The sequence below is a fragment of the Ureibacillus thermosphaericus genome (assembly GCF_002370195.2).
Lineage (GTDB): Bacteria > Bacillota > Bacilli > Bacillales_A > Planococcaceae > Ureibacillus > Ureibacillus thermosphaericus.
The window spans coordinates 2,001,274-2,022,595 of record NZ_AP018335.1 but is presented as its reverse complement, the minus strand read 5'-3'; the positions used below and the strand labels follow the sequence as shown (position 1 = coordinate 2,022,595).

Here is a 21,322-nt window from a genome sequence, read left to right as displayed (position 1 = left end):
AAAGTGAAAAACTAACAGGTTGCCAAGTAATTTTATTGGCAAAAATAAAACGATATAAAATTTGAATGAAACGGTGCTATGTTTGGACGAGCGATAATATGATAGTAAAAAAGCAGTTGGAAGGAGATTTGATTGAGAAAAAGTGAATTTGGAGGTTTTATTCTTCGGATTGTTCTAGGAGTTATTTTCATCGTTCACGGATTAGCAAAATTGCAGGAAGGAATTACTGCCGTAGCAGACCGATTTGCCAGCTACAATTTACCGTTCCCAGAAGTTTTTGCATATGGTGTTACAGGTCTTGAAATCATTGGAGGAATTTTCATTGTCATTGGTTTTTCCATACGTCTATTTGCTTTTTTATTCATTCTTCTGATGGCAGGAGCCATTGCAACAGTGAAATTTGCTGTTGGGTTCCTCAAAGGTTATGAATTTGATTTAGCTTTGATGGCAATGGCTACTTATTTACTTTTTGCAAGCAATCGTTTTCTTGCTCTTGATAACTTCATTGTAGAAGGAAAAGAAAAAAGGAATAAAGTACGATAAAAAACAAAGGTAGAACGTTGCAGCAATTCATGCTACTAAGTTCTACCTTTTTATTGATTATTGTTTTGTAACTAATTCTAAGTCAACTGGTACGAATTCTTCTACAGATTCACCGTTTAAATATTTAATAGCTGTTTCTACAGCAATTTTACCAATTTCCTCTGGTTTTTGCGCAACAGTTGCAGCCATTACGCCTTCTTCAACTTTCTTCACAGCATCATCTGTAGCGTCAAATCCAATTACAATAATATCTTTACCAGCTGCTGAAATTGCTTCAATTGCACCTAAAGCCATTTCATCGTTTTGTGCGAATACTGCTTCAATGTCAGGATGTGCTTGAAGCATATTTTCCATTACAGATAAACCTTCACTACGGTTGAAATTAGCAGTTTGACTAGAAACAAGATCTACTTTACCTTCTACAGCTTCAAGGAAACCTGCACCACGGTCACGAGCAGCAGATGATCCTGGAACACCTTCAAGCATTGCTACTTTTGCACCTTCACCAGCAAGCTCAAGTAAATATTCTCCTGCAAGTTTACCACCAGCTACGTTATCAGAAGCGATATGTGAAATCACTTCACCACTATCTGCAGAACGGTCAACTGTAATAACCGGGATGCCAGCAGCGTTTGCAGATTCTACTGCAGAACCTACCGCTGAAGAGTCAACAGGATTGATTAACAATAAGTCAATTCCTTGTTGAATTAAGTCTTCTACGTCAGAAGCTTGTTTAGAAGCATCATCTTGAGCATCTACAATCACAAGCTCTACACCATTTTCTTCACTAACAGCTTTTGCACCTTCGCTAAGTGTAACGAAGAATGGGTTATTTAATGTAGAAATGGAGAAACCAACTTTTACTGCTCCTTCTTTTGTTCCTTCATCTGCAGCATCATTTTGTTCCACAGATGAATTCATGGAACATGCAGATAAAACTAACATTGCAATGACAACAAAGAATAGATGTTTCATTTTTTTCATTCTTAACCACTCCTTATTCAGATTTTTTTCGATCTAGTAAAACTGCTAATAATATTACGATCCCTTTCACGACTTGTTGCCAGAAAGAGGAAACGCCAATGAGGTTCATACCGTTATTGAGTACACCAATAATAAGTGCCCCAATTAACGTACCAAAAATCCAACCTTTCCCGCCATTTAAGCTTGTACCGCCTAACACAACCGCAGCAATCGCATCTAACTCATAAGATTGCCCTGCAGTTGGTTGAGCAGAATTTAGGCGAGAAGTTAAAATTAATGCAGATAATGCAGCAAGGAAACCAGAAATCGCATAAACTGCAATTTTCACTCGGTCTGCATTTATACCTGATAATTTCGCAGCTTCTTCATTTCCACCAACCGCATAAACACGGCGGCCAAATGTTGTTTTATGCAAAATAAAATAAAGAATACCAAAAGTGATTAATGTCGTAATAACTGGAATCGGAATTCCTAAGAAATATCCTTTACCAAATAATTGGAATGAAGCATGGTCACCTAAACCTGAAATTGGCTTACCGTTTGTATAAACAAGCGTTAAACCTCGATAAACAGTCATTGTTGCTAATGTCGCAATAAATGGTGCTACTTTACCTTTTGTAATAATTACCCCATTTATTGCACCTAAGATGAGACCTAGAATTAAAGCAATTCCCATAGAAAGGATTGGGTCAAACCCACCAGCTAATAAACTTGCGGCAACAGCCCCTGTTAATGCTAGTGTTGATCCTACAGATAAATCTATACCACCTGTGAGAATAACAAAGGTCATTCCGAATGCAATAATAGCGCTGATTGATACTTGTCTTAACACGTTGAAGATATTAGAAATGGTTAAAAAACTAGGATTCAATATACTAACGACAATAATTAAAAGAATTAAACCAATTAATGGCCCTAATTTTGATATTATTTCTTTCGACGATTTAGACAACTTGTTCACCTCCAGTTGCAAAATGCATAATTCTTTCTTGCGTCATTTCTTCTTTCGAAACTTCTCCCGTTAATTTTCCTTCATGCATAACAAGAACGCGATCAGCCATTCCAATGATTTCTGGCAATTCTGATGAAATCATTAAAATCGCTACACCTGCTTGTGCTAAATCGTTAATGATTTGGTAAATTTCTTTTTTTGCACCGATATCGACACCGCGAGTCGGTTCATCTAATATTAATACTTCAGGTTCCGTACCTAGCCATTTAGCAAGAACCACTTTTTGTTGATTACCACCACTTAATGATTTGGCACTTTGTTTTGGACTCGATGTCCGAATTTTTAACTGCTCAATATATTGGTTGACGAGGGATAATTCTTTCTCTTTCTTCACTACACCTGAAGTGGAAACTTTCTTTAAGTTCGCCAACGCTACATTTTCCTGAATGGAAAAATTCAGTACTAACCCTTTCGTTTTACGGTCTTCCGTCACGTATCCAATTTTGTGTTTCATTGCATCAATCGGTGATTTAATGGATACTTTATTACCATCAATCAAAATGTCACCACTATGTGCTTTTCGATAACCGAAAATGGTTTCAGCTACTTCCGTTCTTCCAGCTCCCATTAATCCGGCAACACCAACCACTTCACCTTTTCGTACGTTAAACGAAATATTTTCAAACAAACCTTTCACTGTTAAATTTCGGACTTCCAGTTTGATGTCTCCTATATCGCATTGTCTTTCGGGGAATCGTTCGCCCAATTCCCTTCCTACCATCATGGCAACAATTTCATCAAAATTCGTTTCAGGGATATTTCGTTCCCCCACATATTGTCCATCTCTTAAAATGGTAATGCGATCACAAATGGAGAAAATTTCCTCCATACGGTGAGAAATATATACAAACGAAATTCCTTTCACTTTTAGTTCATTAATTGTTTCAAATAATGTTTTTATTTCCCGATCCGTTAAGGCAGCAGTTGGTTCATCCATCACGATATACTTCGCGTCACTGGCGATCGCTTTAGCTATTTCAATGATTTGCTGTTTTCCGACAGACAAATCTCCAGCACGAGTTTTCGGATTCACGTGTAAACCTAACTTAGATAATAGCTCCTCAGCTTCTCTATCCATTTCTCGGTTTTTTAAAATACCGAAAGGACCGTATGTTTTTTCTTTTCCTAAAAATAAATTTTCAGCAACAGTTAAATCAGGTAATATGTTTAATTCTTGATGTATGACAACGATTCCGTATTTTTCAGCATCTTTAGGAGATTTAAAGTTGACAGGTTGACCATCTACTTTAATTTCACCAGCATCCTTCGTATAAATGCCACTTAAAATTTTCATTAATGTCGACTTTCCAGCACCATTTTCCCCCATTAGTGCATGGATTTCACCTTCTTTAAGGTTAAACCGAACATCTTTTAACACGACATTGCCATTGAAGGCTTTCGAAATGCCTGTCATTTCAATCATGAAATCACCTACTTTTTCAAGAAATCTATTAAAAAATCACACCGCATTGCAAAATGACATTGGCATAAGGCGTCGTTTCACCAGTGCGAATAATGAACTTCGCATTTTTCGTTAATCGCTTAAATTCCTCATGTGAAACATACGAAATGTTCGGTAATGTGTTTGTTAATGTTTTCGAAAGCTCTGCGTTTTTTGTTTTAATTTCTTCTGCTAAAACGGCGCTTTCTACGACTAAATCGTCAAGTACAACTTCTAACATAGTAAGAAAACTCGGCTCTCCCAACTTATATGATAAATCTATACAAGGTACATCATCTGGAATTGGTAAACCACAGTCGGCAATAACGATTTGATCCGTATGCCCTAATTTTGCGAAACGACCAGCTAATTCTCTATTTAAAATTCCGTGTTTTTTCAAACTTCATGTCCTCCCAAGCGAGCTAATACTTCATCTATAGTTGGCATGCCGCCTTGTGCGCCAAACTTTTCAACTGAAAGGGATGCAGCGATGTTTGCAAATTCAACCGCATCATCAATTGATTTTCCACTGCAAATCGCATGAGCAAATGCGCCATTAAACGTATCCCCAGCTCCTGTTGTATCAACAGCAGTTGTTTTAAATCCAGGGATTCTTACAATTTTTGATCCATCATAGTAAGCCGCACCTTCACTACCTAAAGTAACAATGACTTTATTTGGATACTCTTTTAATACCGTTTCCCAATCAGCACCAAAGATTAATTCACATTCCGTTTCGTTTGGCGTTAAATAAGTAATTTGATTCATCCATTCTTTTTTGAAATTCGCAGCAGGTGCTGGATTTAATAAAACTGGAATAGCATGCTCTTGACAGATAGTGAATACGTACTCAATCGTTTCTGCTGGTATTTCCAACTGCATCATCACAAGTTTGCTTTCTCGAATCAGTTGGATATTGGCATCGATAATTTCTTTATTTAAATCAAAATTCGCTCCTGGAACAAAAAGAATGCGATTATCACGATTATGTAGCAAGATATTTGCTATTCCAGTGGAATTATTTGTTTTCACGATGCCTGAAACATCAATATTTTCACTCATTAATTTTTTATATAACTCTATTCCAAAGCTATCGTCTCCTACTGCACCAATCATGCGAACTTGACTTCCAAGTCGAGCGGCTGCAACAGCTTGATTTGCACCTTTTCCGCCTGGAATCGTCGTAAAAAGCTTTCCTTGAACCGTTTCTCCCTGTTTCGGGAAAGTGTCAGTTTCCACTACAAGATCCATATTTATGCTTCCAATCACCGTGATCATTGTAAGAACCCCTTTCGAGTCGTCTCTCGCACAACTAATTCCGGATTAATGACAATGTTTTTCTCAGTTATGCTTTTGCCTTCGATTTGTTGAATTAATAATTCTGCTGCAGTTTCACCTAGCTTGTATATGTTTTGGGCAACAGTTGTTAAACTAGGAGTTGTATAATTTCCTAACTGTATACCGTCAAAACCAATGATTTGAATATCATTCGGCACGCTTCTATTCAATTTTTCACAAGCTTTTAACGCTCCAATTGCCGAAACGTCGCTACTGCCAAATATTCCATCAATAGTAGAATGTTTTTGTAAAAATTGGAATGTAATATGTTCAGCAACTTTAAAATCATAGGGACTTTCAACTATGTGTACTTTTATATTTTTTCCTTCAACAGCCTTTAAGAAACCTTTCAAACGCTGTTCGGATGAAATAAGTTGCTTAGGACCTTTTAGAAAAAGCAGCTCTTTAGCACCACACTCTAGCATGTAGCGGCCGGCCATTTCTGTTCCCAGTATATTATTTGTCGTTACAGATGGGATGTCCATAATCGGAGCCCGGTCTAAGGCAACGATTGGAATAGTTGCTTCTTGACCATTTCCTGAGTGAGTAGATGTGATAATAACACCAGCCACGTATTCTTGAGTAAGAGCTTTAAAGTAATGTTGTTCTTTTTTAGGATTCTCGTCCGAATTACATAATATAACAGTGTATCCATATTTGTAGGCGGTATCTTCTACAGCACGGGCAAGCTCTGGAAAGAATGGGTTTTTAATATCCGGAATAATGAGTCCAATCATATTGGATTGTTTAGTGGATAGCGTCCTTGCAACATTGTTTGGGACAAAGTTCAATTCTTTAATCGCGTGCTCTATTGCTTCTCTAGATTTTTTTCCCACATAACCATTCTTATTAATGTATCTAGAAACTGTGGCTGCAGATACATTTGCCCGCTTTGCTACGTCATGAATCGTTACCATACAATCACCTTTCGAATCATTGTGGTACCGGTTACACATTTTCATGAAAAAATATGTAATCGGTTACACATTTGACCTCCTAATGTGTAATCGGTTACACAATCTACCGCCCAAAAAATTTACGTGTATATATTACCTGAAATAATCTTTTATAGTATGTCATTTTTCTTTTAAATAGGCTATACCATTATCGATTGTTCACAAATTGTTCATCATTTTGTAATTATATGGAATAACCTTTTTGTTTTCAACTGATTTCTTTAGATTTCAACTTTACATTCAGCCTGTCTATATAATGATTGGCGTCCTTAAATTGTTGTTTTATAAAAAAAAGCTTCGCTATCTCTAAATAGCAAAGCGTTTTCCAATTAAAACAACCCGATTGCATTCCCTTTTTCATCAACATCCATACGTAATGCGGCGGGTGCTTTGGGCAATCCTGGCATTGTCATAATATCGCCCGTTAAGCAAACCAAAAATCCTGCCCCTAATTTTGGAATGATTTCTCTTACAGTAATCGTAAATCCAATTGGGCGACCTATTAATGTTGGATCGTCTGACAATGAATATTGTGTTTTTGCCATACAGATTGGTAATTGATCCCAACCATTTTCCTTAATTTGTTTCAATTGCTTTTTCGCTTGATTTGAAAATTCTACTCCAATCCCGCCATATACTTTTTGGACAATCGTCGTAATTTTCTGTTCTATGGAATCGGATAATTCGTAAAGCGGAGCAAATTGTTTCGGTTCGTCTAAAACTTCCAATACTTGTTTGGCTAGATCCATTCCACCTTTCCCGCCTTCTTCCCATACATTTGTTCTAGCGATGCGGACATTGTTTAATTTCGCCCAATTTAGAAGCGTTTGAATTTCTTGCTCCGTATCCGTTATAAATCGATTCAAAGCAACAACCGGTTCAATTCCGAAATTTCTTACTGTCTCAATATGTCGAGCTAAATTTGGGATTCCGTTGCTGAGAGCTTCAATATTTTCTTTCGCTAACTCGCTTTTTTCTGCTCCGCCATGCATTTTTAATGCGCGAATCGTTGTCACAATTACGACTGCATCCGGATGGAATTCACCTTTTCTTGCTTTAATGTTCAAAAATTTTTCAGCACCTAAATCCGCACCAAAACCAGCTTCTGTCACGACGATGTCCGCTAATTTCCGTGCGGTTTGCGTAGCAATCAGGGAATTACATCCATGAGCAATATTCGCAAAAGGTCCACCGTGAACAAGAGCAGGAGTTCCTTCAATAGACTGTACAATGTTCGGTTTGAACGCTTCTTTTAAAATTAATGTTAATGCCCCCTCAATTCCTAGGTCCCGCACAAAGACTGGGTGACGATCATAAGTGTAACCAATTAACATCTTGGATAATCGTTCTTTCAAATCCTCCATACTTGTTGCTAAACAAAATACCGCCATAATTTCAGAGGCAACTGTTATATCAAAGCCGTCTTCCCTTGGAACTCCTTGCGTTGGACCTCCTAGTCCTACAACAACTTTTCTAAGTGCTCGGTCGTTCATGTCCAATACACGTTTCCAAATAATTCTTCTAGGGTCGATGTTTAGTTGATTTCCTTGATGAATATGATTGTCAATTACTGCAGAAATTAAGTTATTCGCAGTTGTAATCGCGTGAAAATCTCCATTAAAATGCAAGTTAATTTCTTCCATTGGAAGCACTTGTGCATAGCCGCCCCCTGTTGCTCCACCTTTGATGCCGAATACGGGACCTAACGATGGTTCGCGAAGAGCTACCATGACCTTTTGATTTAATTGTTTTAAGGCATCAGCAAGTCCAATAGTAACCGTTGATTTTCCTTCTCCGGCAGGTGTTGGATTCGTTGCTGTCACAAGTACAACTTTACCATAAGGCTCACCCGGAATTTTTTTCGGGTCGATTTTTCCTTTATAACGTCCATATTGTTCTAGTGCATCATCTGGAATGTTTACTTGTTCTGCAATTTCTGCAATAGGTTTTAATGCTGCACCATAAGCAATGTCTAAATCCGTTAATGGTTTTGTAATTGTCATACTAATTCCTCTTTCTAGTCAGATTGAGTTTACTCTTCGTTATGAACGTTATTATTTACACAAGTGTTTGTTTTATAATGTTTTTGTTTTGTCTGCTTTGTTAATTAATGACGGATTTTATTATTACTACATAAATTCACTTTTTAGAAATGGGGCTGATAATAGTCAATGCTTGGGCAATAATAGTCATACGGATGAATCATAGTCAAATTTGTGAACATAATTGCCAACCCATAGAAATTTGCTTCAAGTCAGTTTCAAGCATTTAATAGTCAACTGGCCAAGGATATTTGCCAAATTGATGAACATAATAGCCAACTACATATAAACGATTTCCTTGAAATAACGATAATAGCCAAAATCAAGATTATAATAGTCAATCTTTGATAAATAATAGCCACACTCGAGCAAATAATAGTCATTCATTTTTTTTCGTATCCTATCCATCATTATACAATTCTTCTAGCAAGATTTGCCCTTGAGCTTTCAAAAGAATTGTGAACTCTCATTGTAAAAATTTCACCATAAAAATGAAGAAAAGGCTGTCTAGAAAGTCGGAAACTTTCCAAACAGCCTCACTTCCTCATAATCATGATTTTTTCTGTCCAAAATGACAGCCACTTTTTGTCATACTATTTATTCATTCATCCACATTATTTATAGGCACATACCCGACCTTTTCAATCAGTTGTTGTCCTTGAGGAGATAGAACCCAATCAATTAATTTGTCGACATTTGGATTTTCCGTACCTGCAGTAACAATATAAAACTCCCCTGTTATAGGATATTCGCCACTTCGAATCGTTTCTTTTGTCGGAGGAACTCCGTCAATGGCCAATAGTTTAATTTGATTATTGCCGACCATTTCTTGTGAATAATATCGAAACGTATAGCCAATTGCGTTTTCGAAATTTCGATATTGTGCCACTTCGCTAATGATTTCTCCCATGCCGCTCGCCACATTTTCTCTTGGTGCATCCATAATAGGCGTATCACCCATTAATGACTGCAACGCCGTTTGAGAACCGCTATCTTCAGGGCGTTGATATGCCCGAATAGGTTCGTTTTTACCACCAACCTCTTTCCAGCTAGTGATTTTACCGGAATAAATATCTTTAATTTGTTGCAAAGTTAACCCATCAACTTCATTTTTTTGATTGACGAAAAATACAAACGCTTCCTTCCCAATGGGTATTAATTTTAGTTCGACTCCCTTTTCTTTTGCTCGCTGCAATTGTTTTTGAGAAGGCTCATTGACAAAAATCATATCCACTTTACCATTAATTAAATTTTCGTAGGCTTCTGGCGTTGTATTGACCATCACTTCACTATTATATGGGTCGTATTCTTTTTTCGGATATGTAGCTTGTGCAATGGCGGAATAGATCGGATACAATGCTGTTGCACCATCCATGATTGGTAATGAATCGGATAATTGAAGAGTTGCTTCTTCTTCTAAAGTTACTACTTTCGAATTTTCTTCAAAAGGCATGTATTCATAAATATTTACTTCTGCTGAAACGGTTGGAATGTTCTCCACATATTTTTGGTAAATCGGCCAAATGGAACTAGCACTAATCGCAACACAAGAAATAACGACAAACCAAATGATTCTTTTCTTTGTTTTGAAATATCGAAATAGAAATGCTAAAAAAAGCAAATACAGAAAAATTGCAAAAATAATGATGAATGGAATCCATACGAAATTTCCTATCAACAGTTCCATAAAAACGATACCAAATGTAAAAAAACATAGAACGAAGAAAACAATGATTGACACAAAAATGTTCGTCATTACAAAACACCTCCTACCACCTAATTCGGCATGTAGGAGGTGTTTCCCTTTATTTTCATCGAACGAACAAATAATTCCCGTCCTCAAGCGTTACATGCTTTTCTTCTTTCGAACCGCTAATTTTCACTTCAACGATTTCATACTTTTGCTCTAAATTAAATTTGAAATGACAATTTGGCGCTTTTAATGTTATGTATGAGTCTGTACTCTCCACTATTTCATGTTCAAATAAACTTGCCCATTCTTTTGCCCACTGTAAATCTGTAACGGAGAAGGAGATTTCATCAATTGTTAAGTCTCCTAAAGGATGCTTTTGGATTGTTCCATTGTTTACTAAATCATTGTATCGTTCTTCGTCTGACCCTTCCCATTGAATCAGAAATGGATATTCAAAAGGCAACTCTTTTTTGCCAAAATGCAGTAATTTCCAAGTTAATACACTTCCATCTGGGCGTATTCTTGAAAATGAATCAGGTCCAATCACTTCATAGCCTGCATCACGAAGTTTTTTTGCATCTTCTTCAATTGTCGATGTCCGAATGGCAATTCGTGTAAAACCATTTTCTTTGTTTCGTTTTTTATAAGATTCATGCAATGTATATGGAATTTCCGCAGATTTTTCGAGCAACGTTTCATCAAATACGCCAATGAATTCAATATAAGAAAGGCCGAAATAACTGAGGGAATTATAGGTTCCCCACATTTCATGTTTTCCTCCTTCTACTGTATGAAGGCCAATTTCTTTCGTTTTTTCAACCATGGTTTTCGGCTCTTTCACAAAATGTACGATATGATCAAGTAAATACATGTTTCTCACCTACTATAATTCATTTGTTGCTGCAAATTTACTAATGTCCGTTAATGTTTCATTCCAATCTTTTCCGACATCCACCCACTCTTTCGCATTTGAAAATTCAAACAATTCATCGCAAGTCAATTCGATTGCAGAATTGATGCTGCCGCAAGCTGGAAACACTGTTGTAAAACGTTTTAACGAAACATCTAAATAAACATCTAAATCATGAGCTAATCCAAAAGGACATACTCCCCCAATGACATGCCCCGTAAAATGTTCTACTTCTTCTGAACTTAACATTTTCGCCTTAACGCCAAAAGTAGATTTAAATTTTTTATTATCAATTTTTGCATCACCAGCTGCTACAACGAGAAAAGCATTTCCTTCTTTATCTTTAAATGATAATGTTTTGGCGATGCGTGCAGGAATGACGTTTAATGCGATAGCTGCTTGTTCAACTGTTGCACTGCTTTGTTCATATTCTAAAATATCTTGGTCACGGTTAAATTTTTTTAAATGTTCTTTTACACTTTGTAAAGACATTTTCCCATCCTCCAATCCCGATAAAACAAATTCGAATTATTACCTATTATATACAAGAAAAGACTAGTGAAACTAGCCTTTCGTTTTAATTTCAATTTTATACTTTTTCGCACAGTATTTCCAATAAAGTTCTTGCCGTTTGTTCTTTGCCTTGAACTTCAATGACATCTCCAGTTTGAGAAATAATATAATGCTGAACATCGCCATACAATGATTGAGAACTATTTGCCACCATAATGTTAGCATTCGATTCTTCCATTCGCAATTTTGCACGTTGAATTAAATAGTCTACATCTTCCGTTGCTTCAAGTTTAAACCCGACAAGAAGCGTTTTTGGATCCCAACCTTTAATTTTCCCTAAGATTTTTGGCGCTTTTTTAAAATGAATAATCGGTGGTTCATCCGAAGACATTTTTCCATTTTCCGTGATTAAATTACCGTTTTGGTCGTAAACTTTGTCTACAACCCAGTCAGAACCAGCCGCTGCCATAATCACAATATCAATGTTTTCACTTTGCAAAATATGTTTTATTTTATTTCCTAAATCTTCAATTCCTTCAAAACCTACTAATCGCATGGATTCTTTATGTTTCGGAAGCTTCGCAAAATATCCGTGTAAATAAACTACTTCTGCCCCCATAGAAAAAGCTGTTTCAGCTAAAAAACAGCCCATCGTGCCTTTTGAAAGATTCGTATGTCCGCGAACCCGATCCCATTTTTCAAGGGTTCCTCCGCTTGTAATGAGCACTTTTTTTCCTTCTAATGTCTTCACAGCTATCACCTATCATTTTTATCTTTCGTTATAGATTAAGTTTACTGAACTTTAACTCCATTTTCATTAATAAATTCTAATTTTTAAAAACGAGTCGTTATGTAAAAAGCTTCAGTTTCGGAAAATATAAAAAAGCAGCCCCTATTAAGGGAGCTGCTCAACCTATGGTAACCAACCGTGTATATATTAATCCTCAGAAGATATATCATTTCATGTGTAAAGACATATGATATGATAGATATATTGAGAGCATTAATATTACATTGATAATATTATCATTATTTTATCAAAAATTCAATACAAAAAGGTACTAAAGTTCTATTGCATCATTTTTCCTGCATCTTTAATAATTCGTTACCCAAAAATTGCAATTGTTCGCCAACAGAGCACTGTTCAATGCAAAACCGGTGTGCTCCTGCTTTTCCTCTTATTTGTCTTAAATCCCTTTTGATGGGACAATCTATGCAATAAGTATCAATTAATTCATCTATATCTTTAATCACTGCACTTTTATCCACAAATCACAATCCCCCTTTATTAGTTTTTATATTTTACTATCGTCATTTTTTATTTGTCAAAGCGCATTGCTTCCAGTTGAAACAAGCTTATTATGTTGTATAACAATTGAGAATATGTCTATTGCGACATTTTCTGAGCTTGTCCTTTTGGAACAATAGTTGATATACCTTTTGCTCGACAATTTTTTATAATCAAGTCTTTACGATAGTCTATGATAAAGGGGATAAACACCGTTTGTGCAGTAATTCTTCAACTTAATTAAAAAGCAGCAGTTCCAAAGGTGAACTACTGCTTAACGAACCATTGATTTCCTCTACGTTAAATGATTCATTCAATTTTTAAATAATGGAATTCGTATTTCGTTTTTCAACGGAATGACTTCCGTTTCAGCAATGATATGGAGTGTCATTTCTTCAGGAATCTCTTCTAACTCAGAAGAAACCAATTCAAATGTTCGTTTGAATCGACCTTGCTGATCCGTTTCATCTAAAGTTGATCCTCCATGGTGAATCGTATATTTATTTCCTTTTTCATCTTCTAGTGCCCATTTTTCTATGTTAGGAGCTTTTTGCAAAGCAAATCCTGATAATTGTATTTCAACACTTTTTTGACGTTGTATTGGCATCCATGATTTCTGTAATGAATAATCTGTTTTTTCTTGCACAGAATCAATAGTTAATTCATATCCGTTATATTCAAAGGTTTTAGGTAATTCTTTTGGATTAAATGTAATTGAGAATTCACTAATTTTTGGTCGATAAATTGTATCTACAACGAAATATAATTCTTCTTCAGCATTTTTATTTGGAACGAATGAATCAATTTGTTTGTAAGGACCAAGTTCACTAGGCTCTCCATCCCATTGTCCCATGCCGCTTAACATATTTTCGGAAACAGGATGGCCCCGTTCTTTTGAGAAATAAATATTTTCATAACCTAGCACTACCCCTTTTCCGTTTTCAATTCGATAGCCAATAGAAGGGAAATATAGGAATTGGACAATTTCATTATTAAATTGTAGCTCTTTTTGTTTTAATTGCTGTTTTAATCTTTCTTTTACTTCCTCGGTATATTCTAATTGATAATAGATGTCTGTTGTAGAAGTAGCGTAATTGACTTTATCCAGATGAATTTTAACTCCTTCAACTTCGTAAGATTCATTCAACGCTACAACTTTTTGCTGTTCATAAGCGGAAGTCAAATCAATTGGTATATCGATTTGCCATTGTCCATCTTTCCCTGCAAGATGATGGATGTCCAATCGAACGGTTCCTTTTGTAAAGTTATCGATATTTACTAACGATATTTCATAAATCCCATAGTCATCATGAAGTCCCCAACTCATTGAATTAATTTCCACTTCATTTTGATGTTCATCTAATACTTTGATTGAATATAAATCGGCATCTCCAATAAATGGATTTAATACTTTACCTTGTTGATTGGTTACCCGATAGGAAAAAGCAATTCGCGACGTATCGGCTATCAAGTCCTCAATGTGCAGCGTTATATCTGCATCTGTTGCTGAAAGATTAACAGGTGTTGCGATGTCAGTATCAATTGCCATTCGCAATCCTTCATCCACCGTTTCACTGGAGAAGATTCCACCTACAAGTTTTGCAACACTCGGACTCACCGACATGAACACTCCCCCTGCAAGAAGTGCGCTTGCTGCCGTACCCAGCACCCATTTTAACGGTCGATTTTTTTTGCGTTTATGCGGTTCCAGCTGATCGACAATCTTTTCGGCAAAATCATCTGGCAATATTGGAGATTTTAGTGTTTGTTCTAATAGTTCATTTTCTTTTAATAGCAGTTCTAATTGCTGCTCACAATAAGGGCAAGACTGTATATGACGTTCCATAAGATCTTTTTCATTGTCTTCTAAAATGCCTTCAATATAATCGAATAACTTATCATCTTTCGGACACACCATATAAATACCCACCTTCTTTTGCATTTTTTCGTAATTTTTTCTTAGCTCGGTACAATTTATTGCGTACCTCTATTATCGAAACCCCTAATGTTTCACTAATTTCTGCGTAACTCAATTCGTTGGCATAACGTAAAAGTAAAATGTTTCGTTCATCTTCCGGCAATAATGAAACCATTTTCTCCAGTTCTCTACTCTCTTCATTTTGTAATAAGACTACTTCTGGTGTATCGTTGCTTCGTATAATCGTATTTTCAATTTGTTCCGTTTGAATTCTTTTTTTCCGAAGCTGATCGATACAGTAATTAATGGCAATGCGATAGAGCCAACTTTTAAATGGACCTTTCGGATTGTATTTTGGTAATTGTTCATACACTTTAAAAAATACTTCTTGGAGCAAATCTTCTGCCGTTTGAGGATTTTTTGTCATCCGTAAAATCGTTGCATACAAAGGATTTTTATAACGATTAATAATGTGTATGTAAGCTCTTTTATCTCCTGCTAAAATTTGTCGAACGTATCGGATTTCCTCATCCATGTTATTCCTCCTTTCTTTCTTCACTTAGTAAAACGAGATTCATCATGAAAAAATCTCACTTTATTTAAAAAATTTTTATTTTCGTGGCCACCTAGATTCATTACTGAAAACCATTAACAGATTAGAATGTTTTTACACGCTTTTGATATATTGCGGTATAATATAGTAAAAAAAGTTCTTGGGGGCAATATGTTAGAAGTTTATATTGATGGTGCTAGTAGCGGAAATCCCGGTCCAAGCGGAATCGGTTTATTTATAAAGGGAGAAGGACATTCCATACAAATTGGAGAATTTATAGGCGAATCAAACAATCATGTTGCGGAATTTATCGCTTTAATTCGAGGTCTAGAAGAAGCAAAAAAATTAGGAACGTCATTCGTATCCGTTCGTTCCGATTCGAAAATTGTCGTGAGTTCAATGGAAAAGAAATATGTAAAAAACGAACAATTTAAACCCTATTTAGAAGAAGCTTTAAAACTTGCTGATGAGTTTGATTTGTTTTTTATAAAATGGATTCCAGAACAACAAAATAAAGCAGCTGATCTGTTAGCGCGACAAGCTATTCGTAAAGGGATGTAATTTTCGCCATAATTAAAAAAGTGTGATGCCTGAAAAGTCACTTTTCTGTTTTACACCTTTGCGTCTCGCTAACGCTTTCGTCGGAGATAAATGCGACGAGACGGGGCATTGATTGTGACCACTACAGGAGTAAAGAAAAAAACAATCATTATGTATTTGAGCCTGACCAAAAGTTTTGCATTTTTTGGTCAGGCTCTTTTTTATAATTGTGCAATATTTCTTTGTTCTACTTTATTTAAAAGAGCACCTATCGCTCCTGAAAATCCACAATCTTTTAAAAAGATTGGCTTGTGTTTTTTCAAAATCGTATAATTTGCAATAACTTCTTTCAAATGATCATTATTCGTCAATGTCGATCCAATATATATAATCGTTTCAGAATTTTTTGTATCTGCATATTGGATGCTTAAAGTTGTAATGACTTCACCAACTAGCGCTTGAATGGTTGCTAATAAATCAGGAACAGGATAATCGTTATGATTTAATATGTTGACTTTTCCAAAATTACTCGCCGTCAAATGGCCTTCTATCGGAGGATTCATCCCTTCAAAAATATCTTTTACAAATAAATCAATGAATTCCCTTTTACCTTGCTTTGCAATTTTCGTGATTTCATTAAAATCCGAAAGCCCAGTAATAATCGTTGATAACCCTGTTAAAGTACCTCCGCCAATTCCAGTTCCACCAACACGCACATGTTTGTCATTTTCCATATAATGTATACTTGTGCCTGTTCCAACATTCGTTATGATACTTTTTTGAATTTCATGGCCTTCTTTTTTTAATAAGTATTTTACCCCTTTGATTGTTGCATCAAATTCTACAACATAATCGATTGATTTTTTTGTTTTTAATTTTGCCAATAGCTGTTCTGTTCGACCACCTGTAATTCCAATTTCTTCAATGTTTGGATTTGCTTCAATCCATTCCTTCACTAGTGTTAAATCTTTGGAAGGAAAGACCTTAAATTGGAATTCATTTTCATCATCCAAGTAAGCAACTTTTGTTAAAGTGCCTCCTGCATCGATTCCTATTGTATTGCGCATAAGCTTTCTCCTTTATAGATTCCCTCTATACACTTTAACTGTATAAGCATATGATTGCAATTTTTTCTAATTTTAACACTATTCAAAAAAACGGTTACTATATTAAAATTATATTAATTTTTGTTAAAAAATTAAACTTTTACTACCTCATTAGAGAATAAATTTCTTTTTTCAAATTCATCAATTAGTTTGTGTTTATATCGAAATAATAATTTAGAAATTGTTTTTTCATATGTATCGATGGATTGGCCATTCATTGTAAAACGGCTTAGCAGTCCCTCATCCATTAGCAAGTGTTGCAGCGTCATCACTTCAGTTTTTGGTAAAACACAATGGTGTAAACGGTAAATGCGAGAAATTTGTTTTAAACCAGAGCGGGTTATCAAAACTTTATTCTCTAAATCATCTCTCACTGTATGTAAAAATTGAGCTAATTCCTCATTTGGAAGAATTTCATTATATTCCGATTTAACAATCGTACCGTCTTCTTGAACAATTTCCTTTTCTGTTTTTATGCATGATAACGATTTATGTAAGGAATTAATCGAGTGAATACGAATATGGGAAGGAAAAACTTCTCCAGTTACATAGGTTAAGTATACATCAACTTCATTTTCTTCATGATGATTTTCACTTAACATGAGGGCGAATTGATTCGTTTTTTGCTTTTCAATCATTTCATGGCCGCCTGAAGCTTTAAATATTTTAAAAAGGGTATTTGCATCTTGCAAAGCACGATGTTGTTCAGCAACCACTTCAAATTTTTCCATTAATTCACTTAAACTTGGTTGAACTTTTAATTGATTTTCAATCATATATTTTTGCTGAAAATCCACGATGGGATATATAAAATGCCGTTGGATTCGATTTCGAAAAAGCTCTTCTTCCAAAACTTTTCGATCAAACTCACCAAAGGTAACGAAAATTGTATCTCCTTGGCTCCATTCCATAAAGCGTTTAATGACTTGTTTAAAGGAAGGAGCATATAATAAATCTTCCGTTTGAATTCCCGTTAACTTTTGGATGCGGCTATTCAGCTTTTTAAATTTATATGGTTGAATTAATTCAGAAAAAAATTCAACTTCATCATTTGGCAACCATTTCACTGCCCCTATTTCAATGATGTGCTGTTTTCCGCGCACAATGGCTGCCTCAATATCTAAAAAAATATATGTTTCCTTTCGCACGAATGAATTCACCTTTTTTCTATCAAACTATCACATTTCATTGTAACGAAAATAGTCAATAATGACACGTAAAATAGTAAAAAAAACTTGCCAAAGTTTGTTAAACATAAATTGTAATTAATATTTTCCTTTTGTCTATAATAATTTCAGAAGTTTTATTTTTCATTTTAGAAAAATTATTGTAGGATAAATAGAAAGGTTAATGATCGGAGGAAATTTGGTCTTATGAATCAGAAAGCGCTTGAAAAAGATGCTATGAGAGTATTAAAAGAAACGAGTCGCACTTTTTATATACCGATTACATTTTTAAAAAAAGATTTGAAAAAGGCTGTTGCCAATGCCTATTTAATTATGCGTGCATTGGATGAAATCGAAGATAATGAACATCCAGAAGTAACGAATGAAATCAAATATTTCTTATTAATGGAAGTAAGCGAACTATTAAAAGAAGAAAACTTTAATAACGACAAATATTTACAACTGTTAGAACCTTATAAACAATACATGCCTGAAGTAACGATGCGTTTAAATGATTGGATTTTACTGTTACCTGAAGGAACGAAAAAAATTGTCTGCGATGCTGCAAGTGAAATGGCATTCGGTATGGCGAAATGGGCAAAAGCAAATTGGCAAGTTCGCACGAAGGAAGATTTAGATGAGTATACATACTATGTAGCCGGACTTGTTGGTGTCATGCTTTCCGATTTATGGGAATGGGATAGTGCAGTAAAAACGGATCGGGAATTAGCCATTGGATACGGCAGAGGTTTGCAAGCGGTAAATATTTTAAGAAACCAACAGGAAGATTTTGAAACACGAGGCGTCAGCTTTATCCCTGAAGGTTGGACAAAAGAAGATTTGTTCCATTATACAGAGGAAAATTTAGAAAAAGCTTATCAATATATGGATGCAATCCAAAAACGTTCTATTTTAATGTTCTGTAGCTTACCCCTTGCTCTCGCTCATAAAACATTAAATGCTTTAAAAGAAGGCAAGGAGAAAATGAGCCGCAGCGAAGTGGAAGAAACCGTAAAAGAATTGATGGTGGATTAACAAAGATAAAGCTTGTCCGAAAAGTAAGGTATTGAAACCCTCTCTCTTTTCGGACAAGCTTTCAATATTTTTATGCAATTGTTTCTAAACGGGGGAAAAAGCGATATTGTTTAATTATCCATGTCACAATAAAATGAAAAAGTCATATTAGCGTTTTCGGAGTAAACTGGTAATCCACCTTTTTCATAAAATTGATTAATTGTATCTACAGCAATTCGATGTTTTAAATTAACGTTTATTATAAGTAAAATTGCTGTGATAATCATAATAATTGAAATTACAATAATCGTTGGCTCAATAATTTTTGATCTTGTATTATCCACTTCCACCCTCCTTTCTTCAATTACTCGCAGCACCTACATTAGCAGCTTCAATTATTACCTTCGAATCTATTTTTAAATCATCTTCAATTCTTTTGCCAATGACTCAGTTAACAATTCAACATTTAAATCGCTAGATTAGTTGATTCAACCATTATAATTAGTGTACTTATTATCGATTCAAATAGGCTTCCCTTTGTTCTTGCGGCACCATATTGCCACCTGTCGCCCATAAAATATGAGTTGCTTGATGTAATCGATTCGTTAATTCATATTTTTCTATATACGCATTTCCTTCCTTCAATAATTGTATCGGCCCGTATACGCTTGCATGGCTGGAAGGTTCCATAAATATCCCTTCATGTTGCATCATTTCTTTTAAACTCTCAAATAAAAATTCATCATCTACCGTGTAACATCCGCTCAGAATCGGCTCCATCAACTTCCCAACAAACTTGGAAGCTCGACCAACTGCTAATCCGTCCGCTTCTGTTCGATTCGTCAATCCAATATCATTGACAGCAATTTTATCATGCAATCCTGTCATCATTCCTAAAAGCATGCAAGGAGACTGAGTCGGCTCACCAAAGAAAATGTGGACATGTTCTTTATATAGGGCTTTTAAACCATATGCAACGCCTCCCGGTCCACCACCAACTCCACATGGTAAATATACAAACAATGGATGTTCTTCATCCACTTGAATATTTAATTCTTCCAGCTGATTCTTCAATCGTAGGGCACTCACTGCATAACCACTAAATAAATCGATGGAATTTTCATCATCCACAAAGTGGCACATTGGATCATGTTCTGCTTGTTTTCTTCCTTCCTCCACCGCTAAGCTATAATCCGACTCATATTCAATCACTTTGACACCTTTTTCACGAAGTAAATCTTTTTTCCACTTTTTCGCATCCATGGACATGTGTACTGTCACTTGAAACCCTAGTTTCGCTGCCATTATGCCAATACTAAGACCTAAATTTCCAGTAGATCCCACTGCAATTTTATATTGACTGAAACATTGGCGAAACGCTTCACTCTTAAACTTTTCATAATCATCCGTTTCTTTAATGAAACCCTTCTCGATGGCGCATTGTTCTGCGAATTTTAACACTTCATATATTCCGCCTCGCGCTTTAATGGAACCGGAAACTGCTAACTCATGGTCACATTTTAATAACAGTTTACCTAACAGCGGCTTTTCAGCATTCTTCTCGATAAATGGTTTCATTTTTGGTATTTCAATTAAATCCGATTCAATGATTCCTTGTAATTTTTTCGTTTCCGGAAACACTGCTTGAATATATCGGCTAAACCGTTGCAATCGTTTTTCTGCGTTGATGACTTCCTGGAATGAAAAGGAATGATTTTCTGGTAATTCATCTGTTTTATTCGGATTTAACCATAGTACAGTGTTCTGTTTCTTCATGTTCTCTAGAATAACTTGTTCCATTTCCGAAAGTTTGCGTTGAAAATTAAGCATTATCATTCTCCTTTTTTAATAACATTGCTCGTTCACAAATTTGTCGAAATTTTATTTCAAAGTCCAAATTATTTTTCTCTGTTCGTTTTTTTGGACCTTTCGTTTTTCCACCAGCACGGCGAAATTTTGCATTTTCATGCCTAAAAAATAACATTTGATCAATATTTTCATCTGTAAATTCTTTTCCATTTTGATTTAAAACAAAGGCACCTTTTGCCAAACACATGGCAGCTAAACCATAGTCTTGTGTAACAACAATATCAAATTTTGAAACCGCATTCACTATTGCAAAATCAACAGAATCTCGCCCCTCGGCAACTTGAATTGTTATTGCATCCTCCCTTTCTATGAGATGAGAAGTATCGCAAAATAAGAATGGTTTTATCTCGTATTGAGATGAAACAAATACAGCAATATCAACGACTGGACAGGCATCTGCATCTATAAACACGGATATTATACCCTTCAACTCCCT

Annotated in this window: 22 protein-coding genes; 3 read left to right on the top strand and 19 right to left on the bottom strand. The window is 35.5% G+C overall.

What is annotated here, in order from left to right; all coding sequences use genetic code 11:
- Positions 1–132: 132 nt before the first annotated feature.
- On the top strand, positions 133–543 hold the full coding sequence (locus UtA1_RS09735; protein ID WP_096550865.1) for a DoxX family protein: 411 nt from the start codon (positions 133–135) through the stop codon (positions 541–543).
- A gap of 57 nt (positions 544–600) precedes the next feature.
- Here UtA1_RS09735 and rbsB read toward each other — a convergent pair whose 3' ends face one another.
- The 14 genes from rbsB to UtA1_RS09665 all read right to left on the bottom strand — a co-directional run bounded on the left by rbsB (position 601) and on the right by UtA1_RS09665 (position 15,173).
- Positions 601–1,527, bottom strand: a complete 927-nt coding sequence (gene rbsB / locus UtA1_RS09730; RefSeq protein WP_096550864.1) for a ribose ABC transporter substrate-binding protein RbsB — start codon at positions 1,525–1,527, stop codon at positions 601–603.
- A 13-nt stretch (positions 1,528–1,540) separates the two neighbouring features.
- The gene (gene rbsC / locus UtA1_RS09725; protein ID WP_016839425.1) at positions 1,541–2,479 is read right to left on the bottom strand and encodes a ribose ABC transporter permease; all 939 of its coding nucleotides are present in this window, start codon (positions 2,477–2,479) and stop codon (positions 1,541–1,543) included.
- Positions 2,472–3,962 (bottom strand): sugar ABC transporter ATP-binding protein, encoded by a 1,491-nt coding sequence (locus UtA1_RS09720; RefSeq protein ID WP_096550863.1) that lies wholly within the window; start codon positions 3,960–3,962, stop codon positions 2,472–2,474. Before UtA1_RS09720 ends, rbsC begins: the two co-directional genes overlap by 8 nt.
- A 28-nt stretch (positions 3,963–3,990) precedes the next feature.
- Complete coding sequence (rbsD, locus tag UtA1_RS09715) at positions 3,991–4,380, bottom strand: D-ribose pyranase (RefSeq protein WP_016839423.1); 390 nt, start codon at positions 4,378–4,380, stop codon at positions 3,991–3,993.
- Positions 4,377–5,258: a ribokinase gene (gene rbsK / locus UtA1_RS09710; protein WP_016839422.1), complete on the bottom strand. Its 882-nt coding sequence runs from the start codon at positions 5,256–5,258 to the stop codon at positions 4,377–4,379. The genes rbsD and rbsK overlap by 4 nt, the downstream gene beginning before the upstream one ends.
- Complete coding sequence (locus tag UtA1_RS09705) at positions 5,255–6,235, bottom strand: LacI family DNA-binding transcriptional regulator (protein WP_026019150.1); 981 nt, start codon at positions 6,233–6,235, stop codon at positions 5,255–5,257. Before UtA1_RS09705 ends, rbsK begins: the two co-directional genes overlap by 4 nt.
- A gap of 368 nt (positions 6,236–6,603) precedes the next feature.
- On the bottom strand, positions 6,604–8,277 hold the full coding sequence (locus UtA1_RS09700; protein ID WP_096550862.1) for a formate--tetrahydrofolate ligase: 1,674 nt from the start codon (positions 8,275–8,277) through the stop codon (positions 6,604–6,606).
- Between the two features lie 640 nt (positions 8,278–8,917).
- A complete protein-coding gene (locus UtA1_RS09695) occupies positions 8,918–10,072 on the bottom strand; it encodes a PstS family phosphate ABC transporter substrate-binding protein (RefSeq protein ID WP_096550861.1) in 1,155 nt (384 codons plus the stop codon).
- Between the two features lie 55 nt (positions 10,073–10,127).
- Complete coding sequence (locus UtA1_RS09690) at positions 10,128–10,880, bottom strand: VOC family protein (protein WP_096550860.1); 753 nt, start codon at positions 10,878–10,880, stop codon at positions 10,128–10,130.
- A 12-nt stretch (positions 10,881–10,892) separates the two neighbouring features.
- A complete protein-coding gene (locus tag UtA1_RS09685) occupies positions 10,893–11,411 on the bottom strand; it encodes a YbaK/EbsC family protein (protein WP_096550859.1) in 519 nt (172 codons plus the stop codon).
- A 97-nt stretch (positions 11,412–11,508) separates the two neighbouring features.
- Complete coding sequence (locus UtA1_RS09680; protein ID WP_096550858.1) at positions 11,509–12,183, bottom strand: phosphopantothenoylcysteine decarboxylase domain-containing protein; 675 nt, start codon at positions 12,181–12,183, stop codon at positions 11,509–11,511.
- Between the two features lie 326 nt (positions 12,184–12,509).
- On the bottom strand, positions 12,510–12,701 hold the full coding sequence (locus tag UtA1_RS09675; protein ID WP_016837023.1) for a zinc-finger domain-containing protein: 192 nt from the start codon (positions 12,699–12,701) through the stop codon (positions 12,510–12,512).
- Between the two features lie 332 nt (positions 12,702–13,033).
- Positions 13,034–14,638 (bottom strand): DUF4179 domain-containing protein, encoded by a 1,605-nt coding sequence (locus UtA1_RS09670; RefSeq protein WP_172597861.1) that lies wholly within the window; start codon positions 14,636–14,638, stop codon positions 13,034–13,036.
- On the bottom strand, positions 14,619–15,173 hold the full coding sequence (locus UtA1_RS09665) for an RNA polymerase sigma factor (protein WP_096550856.1): 555 nt from the start codon (positions 15,171–15,173) through the stop codon (positions 14,619–14,621). Before UtA1_RS09665 ends, UtA1_RS09670 begins: the two co-directional genes overlap by 20 nt.
- Before the next feature lie 189 nt (positions 15,174–15,362).
- Between UtA1_RS09665 and UtA1_RS09660 the strand changes: the two genes are divergently transcribed.
- Positions 15,363–15,752, top strand: a complete 390-nt coding sequence (locus UtA1_RS09660) for a ribonuclease HI family protein (protein ID WP_016837020.1) — start codon at positions 15,363–15,365, stop codon at positions 15,750–15,752.
- A gap of 200 nt (positions 15,753–15,952) precedes the next feature.
- Here the strand turns inward: UtA1_RS09660 and coaW are convergent, their stop codons facing one another.
- Both coaW and UtA1_RS09650 read right to left on the bottom strand, forming a co-directional pair.
- On the bottom strand, positions 15,953–16,798 hold the full coding sequence (gene coaW / locus UtA1_RS09655) for a type II pantothenate kinase (RefSeq protein WP_016837019.1): 846 nt from the start codon (positions 16,796–16,798) through the stop codon (positions 15,953–15,955).
- 131 nt (positions 16,799–16,929) lie between these two features.
- Positions 16,930–17,985: a 3'-5' exonuclease gene (locus UtA1_RS09650; protein ID WP_016837018.1), complete on the bottom strand. Its 1,056-nt coding sequence runs from the start codon at positions 17,983–17,985 to the stop codon at positions 16,930–16,932.
- A 225-nt stretch (positions 17,986–18,210) separates the two neighbouring features.
- Between UtA1_RS09650 and UtA1_RS09645 the strand changes: the two genes are divergently transcribed.
- A complete protein-coding gene (locus UtA1_RS09645; protein WP_096550855.1) occupies positions 18,211–19,038 on the top strand; it encodes a squalene/phytoene synthase family protein in 828 nt (275 codons plus the stop codon).
- Between the two features lie 110 nt (positions 19,039–19,148).
- Here the strand turns inward: UtA1_RS09645 and UtA1_RS09640 are convergent, their stop codons facing one another.
- The 3 genes from UtA1_RS09640 to UtA1_RS09630 all read right to left on the bottom strand — a co-directional run bounded on the left by UtA1_RS09640 (position 19,149) and on the right by UtA1_RS09630 (position 21,304).
- Positions 19,149–19,361 (bottom strand): hypothetical protein, encoded by a 213-nt coding sequence (locus UtA1_RS09640; protein ID WP_016837016.1) that lies wholly within the window; start codon positions 19,359–19,361, stop codon positions 19,149–19,151.
- Positions 19,362–19,530: 169 nt separating this feature from the next.
- Positions 19,531–20,847 carry a D-serine ammonia-lyase gene (locus UtA1_RS09635; protein ID WP_096550854.1) on the bottom strand — a complete coding sequence of 439 codons (1,317 nt, stop codon included), beginning with the start codon at positions 20,845–20,847 and terminating at the stop codon, positions 19,531–19,533.
- Positions 20,840–21,304 carry a YaiI/YqxD family protein gene (locus UtA1_RS09630; RefSeq protein ID WP_096552472.1) on the bottom strand — a complete coding sequence of 155 codons (465 nt, stop codon included), beginning with the start codon at positions 21,302–21,304 and terminating at the stop codon, positions 20,840–20,842. Before UtA1_RS09630 ends, UtA1_RS09635 begins: the two co-directional genes overlap by 8 nt.
- Positions 21,305–21,322 lie beyond the last annotated feature (18 nt).